General features: G+C 32.2%; 16 protein-coding genes and 1 tRNA gene. 11 read left to right on the top strand and 6 right to left on the bottom strand.

Annotation, left to right across the window (positions count from 1 at the left end; genetic code table 11):
• The first annotated feature begins 231 nt into the window (after positions 1-231).
• Positions 232-1,143, top strand: coding sequence for a cytochrome-c peroxidase (locus Q0J35_RS08385; RefSeq protein ID WP_297195427.1), 912 nt, complete (start codon positions 232-234; stop codon positions 1,141-1,143).
• Entirely contained in the window at positions 1,127-2,896 is a 1,770-nt protein-coding gene (locus tag Q0J35_RS08380; protein WP_297195425.1) for a methyl-accepting chemotaxis protein, read from the top strand. Before Q0J35_RS08385 ends, Q0J35_RS08380 begins: the two co-directional genes overlap by 17 nt.
• Positions 2,897-2,917: 21 nt before the next feature.
• Here the strand turns inward: Q0J35_RS08380 and Q0J35_RS08375 are convergent, their stop codons facing one another.
• Together Q0J35_RS08375 and Q0J35_RS08370 are read right to left on the bottom strand one after the other, a co-directional pair.
• Entirely contained in the window at positions 2,918-3,889 is a 972-nt protein-coding gene (locus Q0J35_RS08375) for an iron-sulfur cluster assembly scaffold protein (RefSeq protein WP_297195423.1), read from the bottom strand.
• Between the two features lie 11 nt (positions 3,890-3,900).
• Positions 3,901-5,082 carry a NifS family cysteine desulfurase gene (locus Q0J35_RS08370; protein ID WP_297195421.1) on the bottom strand — a complete coding sequence of 394 codons (1,182 nt, stop codon included), beginning with the start codon at positions 5,080-5,082 and terminating at the stop codon, positions 3,901-3,903.
• A gap of 202 nt (positions 5,083-5,284) precedes the next feature.
• Here Q0J35_RS08370 and Q0J35_RS08365 point away from each other — a divergent pair.
• Positions 5,285-5,360: transfer RNA gene (locus tag Q0J35_RS08365), tRNA-Ala, on the top strand.
• Here the strand turns inward: Q0J35_RS08365 and Q0J35_RS08360 are convergent.
• Genes Q0J35_RS08360 through folE form a run of 4 tightly spaced genes read right to left on the bottom strand, consistent with a single transcriptional unit; the run spans position 5,348 to position 11,094 of the window.
• Positions 5,348-7,366 carry a DEAD/DEAH box helicase family protein gene (locus Q0J35_RS08360; protein ID WP_297195419.1) on the bottom strand — a complete coding sequence of 673 codons (2,019 nt, stop codon included), beginning with the start codon at positions 7,364-7,366 and terminating at the stop codon, positions 5,348-5,350. The two genes, Q0J35_RS08365 and Q0J35_RS08360, sit on opposite strands and share 13 nt — an antisense overlap.
• A complete protein-coding gene (locus Q0J35_RS08355; protein ID WP_297195417.1) occupies positions 7,363-9,162 on the bottom strand; it encodes a site-specific DNA-methyltransferase in 1,800 nt (599 codons plus the stop codon). The genes Q0J35_RS08360 and Q0J35_RS08355 overlap by 4 nt, the downstream gene beginning before the upstream one ends.
• Before the next feature lie 10 nt (positions 9,163-9,172).
• On the bottom strand, positions 9,173-10,522 hold the full coding sequence (gene fliI / locus Q0J35_RS08350) for a flagellar protein export ATPase FliI (protein ID WP_297195415.1): 1,350 nt from the start codon (positions 10,520-10,522) through the stop codon (positions 9,173-9,175).
• A complete protein-coding gene (gene folE, locus Q0J35_RS08345) occupies positions 10,522-11,094 on the bottom strand; it encodes a GTP cyclohydrolase I FolE (RefSeq protein WP_297195413.1) in 573 nt (190 codons plus the stop codon). The genes fliI and folE overlap by 1 nt, the downstream gene beginning before the upstream one ends.
• A 122-nt stretch (positions 11,095-11,216) precedes the next feature.
• Here folE and tig point away from each other — a divergent pair, with 122 nt between their 5' ends.
• From tig to purN, 8 genes are read left to right on the top strand one after another with little or no spacing between them, the layout of a single operon-like run.
• Positions 11,217-12,536 carry a trigger factor gene (gene tig, locus Q0J35_RS08340; RefSeq protein WP_297195411.1) on the top strand — a complete coding sequence of 440 codons (1,320 nt, stop codon included), beginning with the start codon at positions 11,217-11,219 and terminating at the stop codon, positions 12,534-12,536.
• Complete coding sequence (clpP, locus tag Q0J35_RS08335) at positions 12,536-13,120, top strand: ATP-dependent Clp endopeptidase proteolytic subunit ClpP (RefSeq protein ID WP_297195409.1); 585 nt, start codon at positions 12,536-12,538, stop codon at positions 13,118-13,120. The genes tig and clpP overlap by 1 nt, the downstream gene beginning before the upstream one ends.
• Positions 13,121-13,128: 8 nt before the next feature.
• A complete protein-coding gene (locus Q0J35_RS08330; protein ID WP_297195407.1) occupies positions 13,129-14,160 on the top strand; it encodes a diguanylate cyclase in 1,032 nt (343 codons plus the stop codon).
• A 13-nt stretch (positions 14,161-14,173) separates the two neighbouring features.
• Complete coding sequence (def, locus tag Q0J35_RS08325; RefSeq protein WP_297195404.1) at positions 14,174-14,701, top strand: peptide deformylase; 528 nt, start codon at positions 14,174-14,176, stop codon at positions 14,699-14,701.
• Entirely contained in the window at positions 14,698-16,203 is a 1,506-nt protein-coding gene (locus Q0J35_RS08320; RefSeq protein ID WP_297195402.1) for a YifB family Mg chelatase-like AAA ATPase, read from the top strand. The genes def and Q0J35_RS08320 overlap by 4 nt, the downstream gene beginning before the upstream one ends.
• Positions 16,200-17,387 carry a DNA recombination protein RmuC gene (rmuC, locus tag Q0J35_RS08315; protein WP_297195399.1) on the top strand — a complete coding sequence of 396 codons (1,188 nt, stop codon included), beginning with the start codon at positions 16,200-16,202 and terminating at the stop codon, positions 17,385-17,387. Before Q0J35_RS08320 ends, rmuC begins: the two co-directional genes overlap by 4 nt.
• A 9-nt stretch (positions 17,388-17,396) precedes the next feature.
• Complete coding sequence (locus Q0J35_RS08310; RefSeq protein WP_297195396.1) at positions 17,397-18,755, top strand: NAD(P)H-hydrate dehydratase; 1,359 nt, start codon at positions 17,397-17,399, stop codon at positions 18,753-18,755.
• Positions 18,746-19,336: a phosphoribosylglycinamide formyltransferase gene (purN, locus tag Q0J35_RS08305; RefSeq protein WP_297195394.1), complete on the top strand. Its 591-nt coding sequence runs from the start codon at positions 18,746-18,748 to the stop codon at positions 19,334-19,336. Before Q0J35_RS08310 ends, purN begins: the two co-directional genes overlap by 10 nt.
• Positions 19,337-19,389: the final 53 nt, after the last annotated feature.

Here is a 19,389-nt window from a genome sequence, read left to right as displayed (position 1 = left end):
AAAAAAATAAAAAAACGGAAAAACAAAAAAGTAATTAATAAAAAAAAAATTTAAAATAAAATCCCCCCCCCCCCCCCCTTTTTTTTTTGTTAAAATTGATATATGTTTTACTGTGATTTTTGATAAAACAATATCAATAAAAATATATTTTATATATCAAAAATATTAAAAATTTATTTTCATATTTAAATTATTTTGATAATATATAAAAAATAAATTTAAGGAAAAGCATTGAAAAAGATATTTGTGTTTTTGTTAGCATTTAATATTTGTATAGCAAACGAATTAATAAGCCCTATACCGCAGAGCATAGAATTTGATAAGGAAAAAGCTTTGCTTGGAAAAAAGCTATATATGGATAAATCTTTATCAAAAGATGGGACAATTTCTTGTAATACTTGCCACTTGATAGATAATTATGGCGTGGATAATAAAATGACCTCGCCGGGCGTAAATAACGCACAAGGTGTATTTAACTCTCCTTCCAGCTTTAATGCCGTATTTAATTTTGTTCAGTTTTGGGACGGTAGAGCAAAGGACTTAAAAGAACAGGCAAAAGGACCGCTTTTAAATCCTATAGAACACGGATTAAATGAATCTGAAGTGGTGCAAAAGGTTAAAGATAATAACGATTATAAAAAGGATTTTGACAAGCTTTATGGAGAAATAACTTTTGATAATATAGCAGATGCTATAGCTGAATTTGAAAAAACACTTATCACTCCAAATTCTCCATTTGATAGATATTTAAGAGGCGATGAAAACGCCATAAGCGAACAAGCAAAAAGAGGCTACGCAGCCTTTGTTTCAAATGGTTGCACATCTTGTCATCACGGAGTAAATGTAGGCGGCAATATGTATCAAAAATTTGGAATTTTTATACAGTATCCAAATCAAGAATTACTAGGTCTTTTTGATAGGACAAAAAGAGAAGAAGATAAAATGGTATTTAAAGTGCCTAGTTTAAGAAATGTTGAAAAGACTGCACCGTATTTTCACGATGGCACTATGCCAGCATTAGAACAGGCGGTGCAGTTTATGGCGTATTATCAGCTTGGTAAATTTTTAGAAGAAGATACTATAAATGATATTACAGCCTTTTTAAAAACTTTAACAGGAGAATACAATGAGCAAACAAAATAAAAAATTCTCCTTTTTAAGCTTATTTATCGGTATGGCTTTTGTTGTAATTTTTTTAGTTTTTTTAATGTTGTTTTTTATGTTTGATAACTACGAACATCAAAAACAAAGCGAATATACTATGGGAAAACTTCAAAGATTAGAGCTTTTAAATAGCGAGTTAAATTCTGTCTTTTCATCAGCCTTTCAAAGCATAAATTATGATCAAAGTGTTAAGATAAGCAAGGAAATGGAAGGCATATTTTTGGATTTATATAAAAACGATATAGATATAAATAAAAGCTTTGAAGTTTTTAATGATAAAATTTGGCAGCTAGAAAGATTCAAGTCTGCAAATTCAATAGCCTTAAATTCAAAAATTTATCTTTTTGAACTAGCTGGGAATTATTCAAAAAGCGAAAATAATCAAAAAACAGTTACAAATTCGATAATAAACGCACTATCCATAATAGGCACTCAAGATATATTGCAAAAAGACACCTTAAAACTCTTAGAAAAATATATAAAAGATATACAAAATACAAATGATGATATATTAGCCATATTTTTGCAACATTATCAGATGATAATCAAGCAAGTAGCCGTTATGCAAGAGAATTCTAAGTATTATCAAAATGATGTTTTATCCACTCTTTTAAAAGAATCCTTAAAAGAAAATCAAGATCATATAAGCGTTACAAGCCAAAATAAATTTTATAGCTCTATATTTGTTTTCGCCTTTACTGTTTTGCTTTTGGCAGGTTTTATATTTATAACTGTAAAAAGGGTCTTAATACCTATCAAGCAGCTTGAAGAATTGAGTTCAAATTTGGTTTCAAATGAAGCAAATTTAAGGTCTAGATTAAATATATCCTTGAAAAGTGAGCTTGCAAAATCTGCTTCTTATATAAATTCCTTTATAGCCTTGGTGCAAAAATCAATCTTACAAGCTATAGACAACGCAGAACAAGGATATAAATCATCAGAGTTATTGCAAAAAAACGCACAAAATCTAGAGCAAAATTCTATGCATTCTTATCAAGAAATGCAAATTATAAAGGAAAATTCACTAGTGCTTGGCAATCATATAAATTTAAGCTCGGAATTAGGGCTTAAAAGCATAGAAAGTATGAATGAAATGAAAAATGTTATGTCAAAAGTAGATAGCACATTAAAAGAGCTTTTGGTATTGGTAGCAGAAAATACTCATAAAGAGCAAGATATAACAGATAGTATGCAATCTTTAAAGCAAAGTGCGGATAATATAATACAGATGACAAATTCCATAAAAGACATAGCAGAACAAACAAATTTACTTGCACTAAATGCCGCTATCGAAGCAGCACGTGCAGGAGAATACGGACGAGGCTTCGCTGTAGTTGCCGATGAGGTTAGAAATTTGGCTGAGAAAACTGATAATTCTTTGGTAGATATAAATTCAACAGTTCAAAGCATAACTTCACAAATCAATCAAAACACTGAACTTATGCAAACAATACACGAATCTATGGCTCAAACATCACAAAAAACCAATGATTTACAAGAGGAAATACTAGATTCTTTACAAAAGCTAGAGCAGATTACCGATTCTACCTACAATATGCAAAAAAAGGGAGATGAGGCTAAAGAAAAGATGAAGCAATTAGAGGAAAATATAAAAAAAGTTGAAGATATTTCAACTTCTGTTAAAGAGCTATCTTTAGAAGTAAGCTCTATATCAAATACCTTGCTAGATTCCGCAAAGGAATTATCATCAAAGCTTAATACCTTTAAATAATCAAGCAAGGCAAAATAAGCATCATACAGGAAGAACGCGTAGGTTTGGACTAAGCTCTTCTTGTAGGATATTTTCTATAGCATAAAGAGTAGCACCGCTTCCGCTAGAACAGCCACTACAAGCTCCTAGGTATCTTATATATACATCTAAAATTCCATTTTCGCCTTTTTGTATATCTATGACCTCTAAATCTCCACCATCGTGGTGCAACATAGGTCTAACATCGCTATCTAGCACAGATTCAACAGCTTTTATCTGTTTAACTAAGGTCATATCATCAAAAGCAAGATCATCTTTTGCGGCTTCTTTTAGTCTTTCTCTATCCATCTCTGCTCTAGTTTGTGCTAATATATCTACTAGATAATATTCTCTAGCCTCGTGTCCTCCGGGCTTGATGCAGGATTTACAGAAAGCACCAGCTTTTGTGTATTGTGTTATCTCTTCAACTGTATGAAGATCGTTTAATCTTATAACATCTTTTATAGTCCCAAGGCTTACTCTAGCACATTCGCATACCATTATTTGATCTTCAAAGCTTTCAGGAGATACGCCTTTATATTGTGCTGCAGCTTGTTTGATAACATCATAAGCCATAACAGAACAGTGCATTTTTTGAGGTGGAACAGCTGGAGTTTCAGGATTGTCTCTCATAGCAAATTCAACATCTAAATTTGTTATCTTAACGGCTTCATCAACCTTTTTTCCTATGCAAAGATCTACCATAGTATCAGAACTAGCTATGGCAGTGCCACATCCAAAGCTTTTAAATTTTGCATCTATTATGGTATCGTTTTTTTCATCTACAAGCCAGTAGAGCCTTACAGCATCTCCACAGCTTTCAGCCCCAAAATCAGCCACTATAAGCTTTGCATTTCTTTTTTTAGCATCTTCTTCTGTGAATTCTCCCATATGTTTAGGATTATTCATTCTATCTTGTACTTTTTGAGAGTATTCATCCCAAATAGATCCGCCTATTAAATTATTTTTTCCCATATTTTTTCCTTTTATTTATAATTATTCGGATTGTAAGCATAAGTGCTAGAAATAGCTCTAAGTCTTTTTGCAGCTTTTACAACTTGCTCTATAGTGTAGTCAATCTCTTCTTCTGTGTTAAACCTCGATAGAGAAAGTCTTAGAGCAGTATGTGCTAAATCATTTTCTGCTCCTATAGCTTCCATTATAGGATTGCTTTCTAAATCTTCACTAGCACAGGCCGAACCAGTGCTAGCTGCTATGCCATTTTTATTTAAATCCCAAAGCATAGCTTCTCCTTCAACACCTTTTATACTTGCTAAAATAGTGTTTGGAACTCTCCTTGCTCTATCGCCTACCACAGATGTATCTGGTATTTTTAGAATAGCGTCTTCAAGTTTGTCTCTTAGTCTTCTTATGTGAGAATCTTCAAAATTTAGCATAGTATTAGCCACTCTTAAAGCTTCAGCCATAGCCACTATGAAAGCAACATTAAGTGTGCCACTTCTACGTCCTGCCATATGTTCTCCACCGTGCAAAAGAGGGCTAAGCTCTATGCCTTTTCTTATATAAAGCCCACCAACTCCTTTTGGACCGTGAAATTTATGTGCTGAAAAAGATGCTAAATCAACCCCGCTATCAAAGAAATTCACCTTTATCTTACCAACCGCTTGTGTAGCGTCTGTATGAAATAATGCCCCATATTCGTGAGCTACGTCAGCCATTTTTTCTATATCAAAAATCATACCCGTTTCATTATTTGCCCACATAACACTTACTAAGGCTGTTTTATCGCTTATTACCGCTTTTAAATCATCAACGGTGGAAAGACCTTCTTCATTTACGGGCAATTCTATAAGCTTTACTCCAAATTCTTTTAAGAATCTTGCAGAAGCTATAACCGCAGGGTGTTCTACACTTGAAATGATTACTTCATTTCTATCCTTGTTTAAAATTCTGTCAAAATAAATGCTTTTCATAACCCAGTTAATGCTTTCAGTAGCACAGGAAGTTATGATAATATCATCAAGCTCACTTGCCCCAAGCCCTTCATACAGTTTATCCATAGCTTCTTTTAATGCAGGATGAGTTGCTGAACCCCACTGATGAAGGCTGTTTGGATTTCCATATATGTCTTTAAAAAATGGTAACATAAGCTCATAAGCGTTATCATCAAGCCTAGTGGTAGCATTATTATCTAAATATACTTTCAAATCATTCCTTTCTAAAATAATTAAGATTTTTTTTATCTCTTTTAGAAAAATAACACAAAAAAAATAAATTTTATATTAAAAAAGACAAGAATCGGTAAAAAGCAGGTGTATTTTTTGGATAATTATTTTGTTTTTTAGCTCTTTTGTGCAAATTTTAATGTAAAAGCAAGTTATTTTAGTTATAATTATAGTCTTTGATTTTGGGGCATTAGCTCAGCTGGGAGAGCACAACGCTGGCAGCGTTGGGGTCAGCGGTTCGAGCCCGCTATGCTCCACCATTCATATACTCCGCAAACATAGCCTTATTCATTCTTTTAGCCTCTTCATCAACCTTACCATTTTCACATCGCCATATAGACCAATCATCACCATTTTTCACAGGCAAATAAAAAATATAACCCGTTTTCTTACTCGCAAAAGTGTAAGCCTTTTTAAGTTTTTCAATCTTTTCTTTATATTCCTCATCATCTAGGGCAAAGCTTTTGCTTTGATTTACGCTTTTTACTTCAAAGATATGGATTTTATTTTTTATATCTTTAAAAATAAAATCAGGATAACTCGTGCGTTTGCGTAAATGATAATAATCAAATTTCACATTTGACTTATCTATGAAATTTTTACCAAAGAGATAGATTTCTTTACCATTTATGCTAATCTTCTTGCAAGATTTTTCGCATAATGTATATAAAATTTTGCAAAATTCTTTCTCCGCTTCACTATCAAAGCTAAATTCCTCCTCTTTGCTATCACTCCAAATCCAATTATCCAGCCAAACACTCTCGCCCCTACTATCATAAAAGCTATAAATATCCTCCCTTAACTCCACTTTTTCTATTTGTGCGTATTTTTCATAGTCCTCTACCACAGAGTTAAGCTTATCTTGTATAGCTTTTAGATTCTGAGAAAACAAAAACCAATCCTCATAAGTTTTTACAAATTCTTTTTGCTTTCTTTTTACAACTTCACTTACTTTTTGTAGTTTTTTGTATTTTTCAAAAATACTTTCACTATCATATTCTTTTAGATTCTTTAAGCAATCTCTTATGTCTATGTCGCCCATATGGATTTCTTTTAGCACTATGATTTCAAATTTGCCAAATTCTTTGATAATCTCATTTTCAAATAAATTCTTATGTATCTCACCCTTTAGTCTTATGCGTTTTTTACTCTTTTCCATAGGTTTTATACCATAGATATATGCCTTAGAAAAAATTTCTTGTGTTTCTTTGTCTAGGTATTCAAATCTTTTTAAGCAAGGATTTCGCCTCACCCTACCTATAACCTGCTCATCAAGTTGCTTTGAGTTTGTATCCCTTACTTGATAGAGCATACAAGCTCTAGGTATATCAAAACCTTCTGTTATGACCATTTTAAAGATAATAACATCGATAAAAGAATCATTTTCTTTCACATAGTTTTGCCAAAGGGATTTATTTTTTAGCTTTTCTAGTCTTGTATTGCTTTCATAGTCTTTTTCTTTTTCGACAAAGCAAACCCACCTAAGCCCCTGTTTTTCTAAGATTTGTTTTATTTCTTTCATCTCATTTTTGCCAAAGTCTTTATTTGAAATTTGTATGATAAATGCTGGTCTTATGCCCTCTTTGAAATAAAAGTTTTGTATGCTTTTAAATTTATCTAAAGCTCTATTTAAGCCTTTTTCTAACTCCTCTTTTTCATCTATATACTCCACAGTTTTTATAAGATTTGCTCTTTCTGCTTCTTTTTCATCTATCTTTACATCGTATTTATCATCTTTTGGCGTAGCAGAAAAATGTATCGTTTGAGAAAAGTAAGAACTAAGCTCATTTAGGTTATTTGTTGCTATGTGGCTCTCATCTCTTAGTAAAATCACTTTTTTACTTTCCTCTTTACATCTTTGCAAGAAAATCAAAAGGCTTTTTTCTTTATTAATCTTGCTTGTCTTTGTGTATTGTGCGCTAGGCAAGACAAAGACATTAAAGCTTGTGTCTATGTGTATGCTATATTCTTTATTTTTTGCATCTTTTTCGCTACTGATATAAAAGGGTTTTAGCCTTGTAAATTTCAAAGAAAACTCATTGAATCTTTCATAGTTTTGACTTGCTAACCTACCCTTTGAGATAGTAGAGACAAGAAAGACTAGATTCTCATTTTCTTTTAGCATTTCATTCATAAGCCTTGCCATTATATGAGTTTTACCAGAACCTGTGGGTGCTTTTAAAGAAATGCTACTTTTTCCACTTTTAGCTAAATACAAAAGCTCACTTACCGCTCTGTCTTGAATCTCTAGTATCTCTTGCTTCATTTTTTGTTCCCTTTAGATTCTAGCTTTTTGCAAGTTAGCTCAAACTCCTCACAAACCCATTCTATCTTTTGATGAATATCTTTAAATTCTTTACCATAAAGCTTTTCATCTATTTCATCAAAGATCTTTTTGTTATTTGAGGCTATTTCTGCTATATCTAAAACTTCTAAATTATCACCATAAGGTTTATTTTTCTCAAGCCATTTGAAATTTTTGCTCCCATCATAGCATTCTCCACTCATTATCCTTTTTAACCTTTTAGAAGTTACATCTGTGGCTATGCCATTTGGATTTAACTCGTTTGTTTCATTATTTGTTACAAGGATAAACTGTCTTTTGCCTCCGTCCTCACGGTTTAGCTCCATTACAGCATGGGCGGTAGTGCCAGAGCCAGCGAAAAAGTCTAGCACAATATCAGCTTCTTGTAGGCTTGTCTTTTGGGCTAAAAATGGCGATTGCTTCGCTTCTTCGTTGTAGGATTCTGCGTTATCGGCTCGGTCATTTGGGCTTACTAACTCGCTTCCTCCTTTAAAACCATGACTTACCGCAGAATTCATATTGTTAGATTCTAGATTCAGATTTGTAGAAAACTTAATAAGAGTCTTAATTAATTTTGAGGGTTTAGGATTTTTAAATGGTGCATTTAAATTTCCTTCAGCTAAAATACTATCCAATTCTTTTTTACCATTGTCATTTGAATTTTCATTGTCCAAAAGGGATAATGTAGTATATGCTTTTCCTTTTCCATTTTCAAAATATTTTATTTCATTCTTGCCATTTACTTTTTCACATTTTAAATATGTCTTTGTGTAGATTCTGTTTCCTTTGACTACCACAAATCCATTTTTAATTCCCCATTCCACAGCAGATTTTGACCATCTCCATACCCAATCGGTTTTTCCGTGCTTACCACTTAATCTTTCTAAATACTTTTCTTTGCTACCACCAGCATAAAAAATTTTTTCATTTATTTCTATTTCAAAATCCATATTTGTTGAATATTGCAATGAACTATAATCCAACGTTTGGGTTAATTTATACCTTCCTCTCGTTTCCACAAATTCATCTTCAAGATTAAAATCACTTTCATCTCTTTCATCAAGTGAGAAATTTTCCATACATTCTATATTTTTTGAATAAGCTAATACATAATCATGATTTTTTTGTATAGTTGATGTGCTTTTACCTCCTTTTTTTATAACTCTTGGGGCACAAAAAATAAAATTCCTCTCCCCAAAAACCTCATCAAAGAGGCACTTAACATAGGCTTGGTTTCTATCATCTATGCTACAAAAGATAACGCCATCATCTTTTAAAAGCTCTCTAGCTAGTTGTAGTCTTGGATAAAGCATTGATAAAAGATTATCCCTTGTTATGGCATTATCATAATTCGTCTTAGCAAATTCGCCCATATCATCTTTGCCATAAGGTGGGTCTATGTAGATGACTTTGATTTTGTTTTTATAGCTTATGAGAAGATTTAAAAGTGCGGGATAATTATCGCCTATGATGAGCTTATGGGTAATCCCCCCCCCCCCCGTTGAAAAGGAAAGATTGTGATTTTTTTTAAAATACTTTATGGTATTATCCATTTTCTCTAATCTCTTATCAAAATGAAAGCCGGTGCGTTTTAAGTTCATACCCAAAGCGCTAAGTTTTAAAACCTCATCTACGCTTTCACATTTATCTAAAAGCTTTAGTAAAAAATAAGCATTTTCCTTTTCTAAAATTCCGTCCTCATAATACGCATTTATCTTATCTTTTATCTCTTGTTTTCGCTCTTTTAAAGAAGTCATAATTTTTCCTTTATTTTGCTAAGTTAGGATTTATTTGCACTTGGCTTGTGGCTATAGTTTCTATATTTTTTAAAAGCTCTAAGCTTGTCTCAAAAGAAAAGCTTTCATCTGGATTTTGACTTAAAAACTCTTGCATAAAATCTTTTTTTGCTATAGCCATATCAAGTTCCTTATCACTTCCTTTTTGATAAGCACCTATGCGTAGTAAAACCTCATTTTCTTTTAGCAAAGAATTTAGCCTTTTAAATTTCCTAGCTAAGTGCCTGTGCTCATCGCTTATAATGTCATTCATCACACGAGAGGCTGAATTTTGTATATTTATAGGTGGATAAATTCCAAAATCCGTTAACTCTCTACTTAAAACTATATGCCCGTCTAAAATAGAACGGCTTTGGTCAGCTATAGGATCGCTCATATCATCGCCATCAACAAGCACTGTAAAAAAGGCGGTTATAGTGCCTTTGCCCTCTTCTTTTCCTGTTCTTTCCATTAACTGAGGCAAGAGAGATAAAACACTTGGCGGGTAGCCCTTTGTGGTAGGTGGTTCACCAAGAGCTAGTCCTATCTCTCTTTGTGCCATAGCAAATCTAGTTACGCTATCCATTATAAAAAGCACATCTTTGCCTTGTTCTTTAAAATACTCCGCCACACTCATAGCACAAAAGGCGCCGTATTTTCTCATCAAAGCAGAATCATCACTTGTAGCTACTATGATAACGGTATCATCTAGCTTTCCGCCTAAGTTTTTTTGTATGAATTCAGGGATTTCCCTACCTCTTTCGCCTATTAGAGCGACTACTTTTACAGGGGCTTTTGAGTTTTTAACTATCATACCCATAAGGGTTGATTTTCCGACCCCACTTCCTGCAAAAATTCCAAGTTTTTGTCCGACTCCGCAGGTTAAAAGTGCGTCTATAGTCTTTACTCCTACGGGAAAAACTTCCTCTATAAGCCCTCTTTTCATAGCGTCAATGGGCGCTCTCATTATGGGCATAAATTTGCTAGGCTCTATGGGAGCCTTGCCGTCTTTTGGACGCATAAAAGGATCAACCACCCTGCCTAAAAGCTCATCTCCTACGCCTATTTGCATACCAGCATCACTTAAAAAAGCCTTGTCCTTTATCTTAAAGCCCTCTATGAAAGAAAAAGGGCTTAGATAGCTTAAATTTTCTTTAACCTCAACCACCATAGCTAGGGTTTGTAAATTTTCATTATCGTTTGAAACAAGCCTTACTATGTCTCCCACACTTGTTTTTAAGCCTTTAATTTCTATGTTTGTGGCAGAAATTTTTGTGATTTCTCCAAATAAAGAGCTTAAATTCTGTGTGCCAAGCTTTTTTTTAAGACTATCTAAACTCATTAAAACCTAACCTGTTTGCTTGAGTTTATTAAAGAAAAAAATTCTTTTCTTGTTTTTTCATTTTTTAAAAAATAACCTCTTAGTGCAGAAGTTGAGGTAGTAGAATTTGCTTTTTGCACTCCACGCATTTCTATGCACATGTGTCTTGCTTCAATCACAACTCCAACTCCCTTTGCTCCGACATATTTCATCATAGCATCTGCTATTTGTTCTGTAAGTTGTTCTTGTATTTGTAATCTTCTTGCGTAAATTTCAACCAAGCGAGGTATTTTGCTTAAGCCAACCACCTTTTTATCTGGTATGTAAGCTATATGTGCTCTTCCAAAAAAGGGTAAAATGTGATGTTCGCAAAGGCTGTAAAATTCTATATCTCTAACTAAAACCATTTCATTATTAGAACTATCAAATAAAGCGTCATTTAGAATTTCTTTTGGATCTTGTTTGTATCCACTAGTTAGGTATTGAAAGGATTTAAAAACGCGAGTAGGAGTTTTTAAAAGCCCATCTCTTTGTGGATTTTCCCCTATGAGTTCAAGTATATCTTTAACATTTTTTTCAAATTGTTCTTGCATTTCTTCTCCAAATCGTATTAAAAAATAGATTTTAACATAAATAACTTGAATTTTTATGCAAGTAATTAGTAAAAATTTGGTATAGTATAGCTTTTATTTTAAAATTTTTTAAGGAAAGATATATGGAAATAAAGGCTAAAGCATTAGATACAGTTAATACCCAAGTAACTGTTGATATCAGCTCTTCAGATATAAAACAAGAGGTAGAAAAACTGGCTTTAAAAGCGGCTAAAACGATGAAAATGGACGGTTTTAGAGTTGGCAAAGTGCCTGTTAGTGCCGTTATAAAAAGATATGAAAAAGAGTTAAAACAAGATGCAGAGCAAGCCTTGATAAAAGAAAGTATCACAAAAGCTTTAAAAGATAGCAAAAAAGAGGCAAAAGATCTTGTCGGAGAACCATATTTTGAAAAAGTTGAAAGAAAAGATGAGGGACTTCAAGGAGAGCTTATACTTTCTTTTAAGCCTGAATTAAAGCTAGATGGATACGAGGAGCTTATACCAAGTTATCAAACTCCAAGAGTTACTAAAAAAGAAATAGATGAAAAAAAAGAAAACCTACTTAAGAATTTTGCAAAAACAGAATCTATAAAGGAAGATAGAGAGCTTAAAGAGAAAGATTTTGCTAAATTTGATTTTGAAGGTTTTGTAGATGATAAAGCTTTTGACGGTGGCAAGGCTGAAAACTACACTTTGGAAATAGGTTCAAAACAGTTTATACCGGGTTTTGAAGACGGTATGTTGGGTATGAAAAAGGGGGAACAAAGAGATATTAAAGTGAAATTTCCTGATGATTATGCTTCTGCTAATTTGGCTGGAAAAGACGCTGTTTTTAAGATTAAACTACATGATATAATGGAGCTTAAATTTCCAAATTTAGATGATGATTTGCTTAAGAAAATTTTACCTAATGAAAAAGAACCAAGCGAAGAAATGTTAGATAACAAGCTTAAAGAGCAGATAAAAAATGAAAAACTTTATAAGCTTATAAATGATGAATTAAAAGTGAAATTAGCAGATGCTTTGCTTGAAAAATATGATTTTGATATACCAAAAGGAATTTTAGAACAAGAAATTGATGTGCAATTTAGAAATGCTATTAGCACATACACAAAGGAAGAACTTGAAAGCTTTAAAACAGATGAAAGCAAATACAAAGAAAAAAGAGAGAGTTTTAGAAAAGAAGCCGTGAAAAGTGTAAAACTAACATTTATAATAGACGAGTTAGCTAGATTAAGAAATATCTTTGTAAATGATCAAGAAGTTATACAAGCCGTTTATTTTGAAGCTTACAGATACGGAAGCGATCCTCAAAAACTACTAGAAAGCTATAAACAACAGGGAATTTTACCTGTTGTAAAGATGTCTTTGCTAGAGGAAAAATTATTCAATGATATATTTAGCTCTAAGGAAAAAGAAAGTAAAAAAGCGGAGGACAAATAATGTTTATCCCTTATGTTATAGAAAGAACAAGTAGAGGAGAAAGAAGTTACGATATATATTCTAGGCTCTTAAAAGATAGGATAGTGATGCTTTCTGGTGAAATAGATGACAATGTAGCTTCTTCAATCGTAGCCCAGCTTCTTTTTTTAGAGGCTGAAGATCCGCAAAAAGATATATATCTTTATATAAATTCTCCCGGAGGAGTAGTAACAAGCGGTTTTAGCATTTATGATACTATGAACTACATAAAACCCGATGTTTGCACTATCTGTATAGGTCAAGCTGCGTCTATGGGAGCGTTTTTGTTAAGCTGTGGTCAAAAGGGAAAAAGATTTGCTTTGCCAAATTCTCGCATAATGATACACCAGCCATTAGGTGGTGCTAGAGGTCAAGCAAGTGATATAGAAATTCAAGCAAAAGAAATACTTAGATTAAAGAAAATTTTAAGTGAAATTTTGGCTAAAAATACTGGACAAAAATTAGCTAAAATTCAAAAAGATAGTGATAGAGATTTTTTTATGAGTGCTGATGAGGCTAAAGAGTATGGCGTCATAGACAAGGTTTTACAAAAAAGTTTTAAATAAGGCTTAAAATGGACGATAAAGATTTACTATCAGACTTCGGTAGATCGAATGATGTAGGCGGTTTTGGAGAGGGTCAGAAACTACAAAAGATAAGTGGAGGAGAGCTTGAAAAATTCTCTAGATCAGTTATAGATCAGCTTATAAAAGATAATGTCCCTCCTATACCTGAAAATTATAAAATTTATTTTATTAAACTACTTCACGAACAAAGCACTATGACATTTAGAAAAAAAATTAGCGAAATGATGAATTTTGAAGATGTGGAGGATAGTAAGCAAGTTTTTATAGAAAAAACTGTTAAAAAGGCTTTCGCAGAACTTTCTTTACTTATGCAAGATATAGCTATGGTTTATAAAAATACAGGTGTTATGGAAGGGGTTTTGCAAAAAAAGATGTCTGAATTATCTATAAATTCTTCTGAACTGTCTATAAAAAATATACTTTCAGACTTAAGTGTTGATATAGAAAGATTTGATTCCGTACTTAAGAAGTATTCTTATGACATAAAAGCACATTTTGAAAATATTTTAGATAGTTGTAAGTCAATAGAACAAAAGAGTGATTTTGACCCAACTTATGAAACATACAATAAAAAATTTTTGCTCGACCTGATAGAAAAAAGTAAAGATGGATATGCTAAATATAATTACCAAAATTCACTGATCTTATTTAAGATAAAAGATGCTTTGCTGAATAATATAAGCGAACAAAAAGATAGATTGATACTGCAAAAAAATATCACAAAAACACTAAGCAAATTGTTAGATAGTGGAGATGTTATGGCATATTATGATAATGGAATCTTTGCTATAGTGTTAAGGCATACTAATATGCAAAACGCTCAAAAAAAGGCAGAAACTCTGCTAGAATCAGCGTATAATACTACATTTTTTCTGGGCGGCTCTGAGATTGATATGAATTTAGAAATGGCTGTTGGTATGATAAAAGATGATGCTAATACCGATAAATTCATAGAAAGACTTATAAGAGCTATGGCAAAAACTAGCAAAGATAAAGAAAATTTTGCTATAGTGGATTAATAAAAGGTTGGCTTTGAATCTAGATATAGTAACGTATCCAAATAAAAAACTTTTTTATGTTTCAAAAGAGGTGCAAGACTTTGATTCTTCTTTGCATACCTTGCTTGATAATATGTATGAAACTATGATCTTAGGTCAAGGTGTCGGGCTTGCGGCTATACAGGTTGGAGTGCCTTTAAGAATTTTTTTAGCAAATATACCAAATGAAGACGAAGAGCAAAGAAAAGAAGATTTGTTTGAGATTATAAATCCAAAAATAGAATTTATGGACGATGAAAAAATTATATTTACAGAAGGCTGTCTTAGCATACCGGGCTTTTTTGAGGAAGTGCAAAGAAACAAAAATGTCTATGTGAAATATCAGGACAGATACGGCAAGGAAAAAGAACTAGAAGCCAAGGATTTTTTAGCTGTTGTGATTCAGCACGAATTTGATCATTTAAATGGAAAGCTGTTTATAGAAAGACTTTCTTACTCAAAGAGACAAAAATTTGATAAGGAATTTAAAAAAGCACAAAAATCTAGCAAAAGAACGAGATGACAAAGTTAAGATGTGCTAGTTTTTCAGATGAATTAAATATCATAGACGTAGAAAGCACTTTCACAAGAGGCTTGCCCGGATTTAATATAGTAGGATTAGCAAGCACATCTATAAAAGAAAGCACAGAGCGTATCAGAGCTACCTTAGTAAGCAAAAACTTTTCCTTTCCAGCACAAAAAATCACAATAAATTTAAGCCCTTCTGGCATACCTAAGTCAGGCTCTCATTTTGACCTTGCTATCGCTATTTTGATAATACTTCAAAAAGAAAATCTTGATGATTTTTTTGTATTTGGAGAGCTTGGACTTGACGGTCTTGTAAAAAGCACAAATGAGCTTTTTTCTTTGCTCTTGTTTTTATCAACAAAATTCAAAAATGCTAAAATTTTAATCCCAAAAGCTTTGGCTCAAAAAGCTGCTATGATACCTAATATAGAGCTTTTTGCAGTTGAAAATTTAGATGAGGCTGTGGAGTTTTTTTCTCAAAAAAATTATGATAAATTTAGAATTTCTAGCATTCATCCACTTTTCGAAAAAGCCCTTGTTATAAACGATGAAAAATTCGTGCAAAATTTTAACTTCGAATACGACTTTAAAGATGTAAAAGGTCAGGAAAAAGCAAAACGAGCTTGTATAATATCTGCTCTTGGTATGCATAATATATTGTTCGAGGGTTCTGCAGGAAGCGGAAAGAGTATGTGTGCTAAAAGACTTGTTTATATAATGCCTCCACAAAGTTTAGATGAAGTTTTAAGTGCTAGTGCGTATCAGTCTTTAAATTCCAAAGATACTGAATTTTCAAGCATAAGAGCTTTTAGAAATCCTCATCACACTAGCACAAAGGCTAGTATTTTTGGAGGCGGTGCAAAGTCGGCTAAAATAGGAGAGCTTGCTTTAGCAAATGGCGGAGTGCTTTTTTTTGATGAATTTCCACATTTTAGTAAAACCGTCATAGAAAGCTTAAGAGAGCCTTTAGAAGACAATAAAATCTTAGTTTCAAGAGTAAATTCTAAAGTTGTTTATGATACAAAATTTATTTTCGTAGCAGCACAAAATCCTTGTCCGTGCGGAAATTTGTTTTCAAGCACCATTGCTTGTAAGTGCAATGAGCTCGAGATAAAAAGGTATAAGCAAAAAATTTCTCAACCCATATTAGATAGGATAGACTTGTATGTAGCAATGGACGAGATTGATAAAGATGATAAAGCAAGTATTTCATCAAAAGAAGCTTATGAAATGGTTTTAAAGGGTTTTATCTTTCAAAAACAAAGAGGACAAAAAGAATTTAATGCCAAACTAAAAGACGAGGATTTGCAAAAACTTTGTTTGTTAAATGATGAGGCACACAGTGTTTTAGATACCGCTCTTGCTAGATTTAAATTATCACAAAGATCTATAAATAAGGTCTTAAAAGTTGCAAGAACCTGTGCTGATTTAGACAGTAGCACAAAGATAGAAAAGAAACATATTTTAGAATCTCTTTCTTTTAGGATAAGACAGTGAATGAAATTTTGTATGCTTTATTAGCTGTATTTTTTGTGCTTTTAAACTATTTTTTACTTAAGTATAATATAGCAAAAAATGAAAATTTAAGCCTAAAACTAGCTTTAAAAGAAAGTAAAGACGCCTTAGAAAGACTTAAAGAAGAAAACAAACAAGAGCAAAATGAGCTTGTGAGAATTTTAAAAGAAGAGCATAGTCAAAATTTAAAAAATTTAAAAGAAGAATTACAAAAAAATTATCAAAACCAATCCTCAAGCCTATTAAGTGCAAATTACAATCTTTTAAATGAGGGTTCAAAAAAGATATTAAATGATATTTTTAAACCTATAAATGAAAAGATAAAAGCTTACAATGAAAGACTATCCCAAAACGAAATAAGCCTTCAAACAAGCATTAAAAATATGTTTTCTTACAGTCAAAAAATAGCCGATGACGCACAAAAACTAGCTCAAATTTTAAAAGGCGATAAAAAGGTAAGAGGAAATTTCGCAGAACTACAACTACAATCGGTATTAAGAGCAAGTGGATTAAAAGAAGAAGAGCAATATAAAACACAGGTTCATTTTAAAAAAGAAGGAAAAGATTATTACATAGATGCAGTAGTTTTTTTGGATAGAAATAAAAATATCATCATAGACTCCAAATTTGCTTTGCCAAATGATTTTAGCCTTGAAGAAAATAGCGAGGATTTAGCCTTAAGCGTGGCGAAAAATTTAAAAGACAGGATAGACGAGTTAAGCAAAAAGCCTTACAATGCTTACAATGCATATACTTATGATTTTGTCTTGCTTTTTTTGCCCTACCAAAACATACTAGATTTAGCCTTAAGTGCTATGCCAAATATATATCAGTATGCCTACACTAAAAAAATTTACCTTACAAGCCCTCATACTCTTTTTATGGCTTTAAATACTATAAATATTTCTTGGAGGCATATACAAAGCAATGAAAATATATTAAAAGCTTTCGATGAGCTTGGTTTATTTTATGATAAATTTGTTTCTTTTACTCAGGATTTTAAGAAGCTAAGAGCTAGTGCAGATGCACTACAGAACAACTTAGAAAATTTAGAAAATAAACTAATTAGTGGCAGAGGAAATTTGAGTGTAAAATTTGAAAAGCTAAAAGATTTAGGTGCAAAGACAAGTAAGCAAATAGCTTTACAGTATAATAACGAAGAGTGAGTAGTTTTGATGAAAAATATATATAAAAATTCTAAAGAACTTGATATTAAAGCCATACAAAACGGGCTTGATGAAATTTTGCTTATGGAAAATGCTGGTTTAAATTTAGCAAAAACCGTAAAAAAAGAGGCTAAAAAACTCAATAAGAAAAAAGTTAAAATTTTATTTTTGCTTGGTGGAGGAAATAACGCTGCTGATGGTTTGGTAGCCATTAGACAAATAAAAAAATGTAAGGCTTATAAATTAGGCTTTAAAGAAAGTGAGCTTTTTAAAAAACAAGAAAAGATTTTGCTAAATTACGGTTTTAAATTCTTAGACAAAGAGCCAAATTTCAGTAAGTTTGACATAATAATAGACTGTATTTTTGGCAGCGGTTTAAATAAAAGCGTAGATAAAAAAACAAGTGAAATTTTAGAAAAGGTAAATAAAAGCAAAGCCATAAAAATAGCCTGTGATATACCCACAAATTTAGGTTTTAAGCCTTGCTTTAAAGCAGACATCACAGTTTGTATGGGGGTGTTAAAAGAAATTTTACTTGAGGATTTCGCAAAAAGCTTTGTTGGAGAAATAAAAATATCAAAACTTGGCTTAAGTCATAAAAAATTTGCTACAAAAAACAATGCTTTTTTGCTTGAACAAAAAGATTTAAAGCTTATAAAAAGAAAAAAGGTTTCAAATAAAGGAGATTACGGATATGTTTGTGTTCTTGGTAGCAAAAGTGCTGGTTCATTAGCAGCCTTAGCCGCTTTAAATTTTGGAGCTGGGCTTGTATCTTTGCTTGGTAAAGATAGCTTTTCACCTCTTATTATGTGCAAACAAGAACCAGATGAAAAAGCCAAGGTTTTTTGCGTAGGTATGGGACTTGAAGACTTGAGTTTTTTAAAAAGCGAACTCTCCTTTACAAAACCTTTGGTGCTTGATGCGAACTGTTTTTTAAGCAAAGACATATATCCTCACTTAAAAAGAGATGACGTTGTTTTAACGCCACACCCAAAAGAATTTATAAGGCTTTATAAGATAGCCTTGGGTATTGATATTAGTATAGAAAGCCTTTTTAAAGATAGATTCTTTTATGCTAGAGAATTATGCCGACACATTAACTGCGTTTTAGTGCTAAAAGGTGCAAACACTATAATCATTCAAAAAGATACGCTTTTTGTAGTGAATTTAGGAAATGAAAGTTTAGCAAAAGGCGGAAGTGGTGATGTTTTAGCCGGTATGGTATCTGCTTTAATGGCTTTTGGATTTCCTGCTTTAAAAGCTGCAAAAAATGCTGTTTTAGCACATGCCTTGGTGGCAAAAAAATACAAATTTAACAAAAATAGCTTTGATGCGATTAAGCTCATAAAGGGTCTAAAATGCTTATAAAACTTGCAGTGCTTTTTAGTGGAAATGGAAGCAATCTAGAAAATATACTAAATAAATTTCATAAAAAAACCATAGGCGGCAATGATTATGAAGTTGTGCTTTGCCTATCCAACAAAAAAGAAGCTTTTGGCATACAAAGAGCCTTAAAATTTGGTCTTGAAACTGTTGTTGTAGAGCATAAAAATTTTAAAAATAGAGATGAATTTGATAAAGCTTTAGTAAAAGAAATTCAAAAAAGCTCTGCTGATTTAACTATTTTAGCAGGTTTTATGAGAATTTTAGGTCCTGTTTTTACGAAAAATATAAAGGCTATAAATTTACATCCCTCACTTTTGCCTCTTTTTAAAGGAGCAAATGCTATACGAGAAAGTTTTGATAGCGGTATGAAAGTGGCTGGGGTAACTGTTCATTTTGTGAATGAAGAACTTGATGGTGGAAAAATCATAGCACAAATGGCGTTTCAAAAAGAAGAAAATATGAAATACGAAGATTTTGAAAAAGAAATTCATAGACTAGAGTATGAAATTTTACCACGTAGCATAATTAAGCTGTTTAACCCCCACCCCTTAATCTCTTTTTAAGCTTATTTGTATATAATTTCAACTTTCACTTCTTAAAAAAACACTCATAAACT

This window comes from uncultured Campylobacter sp., from assembly GCF_944323605.1.
GTDB lineage: Bacteria > Campylobacterota > Campylobacteria > Campylobacterales > Campylobacteraceae > Campylobacter_D.
This window is presented reverse-complemented; position numbering and strand designations above follow the sequence as displayed.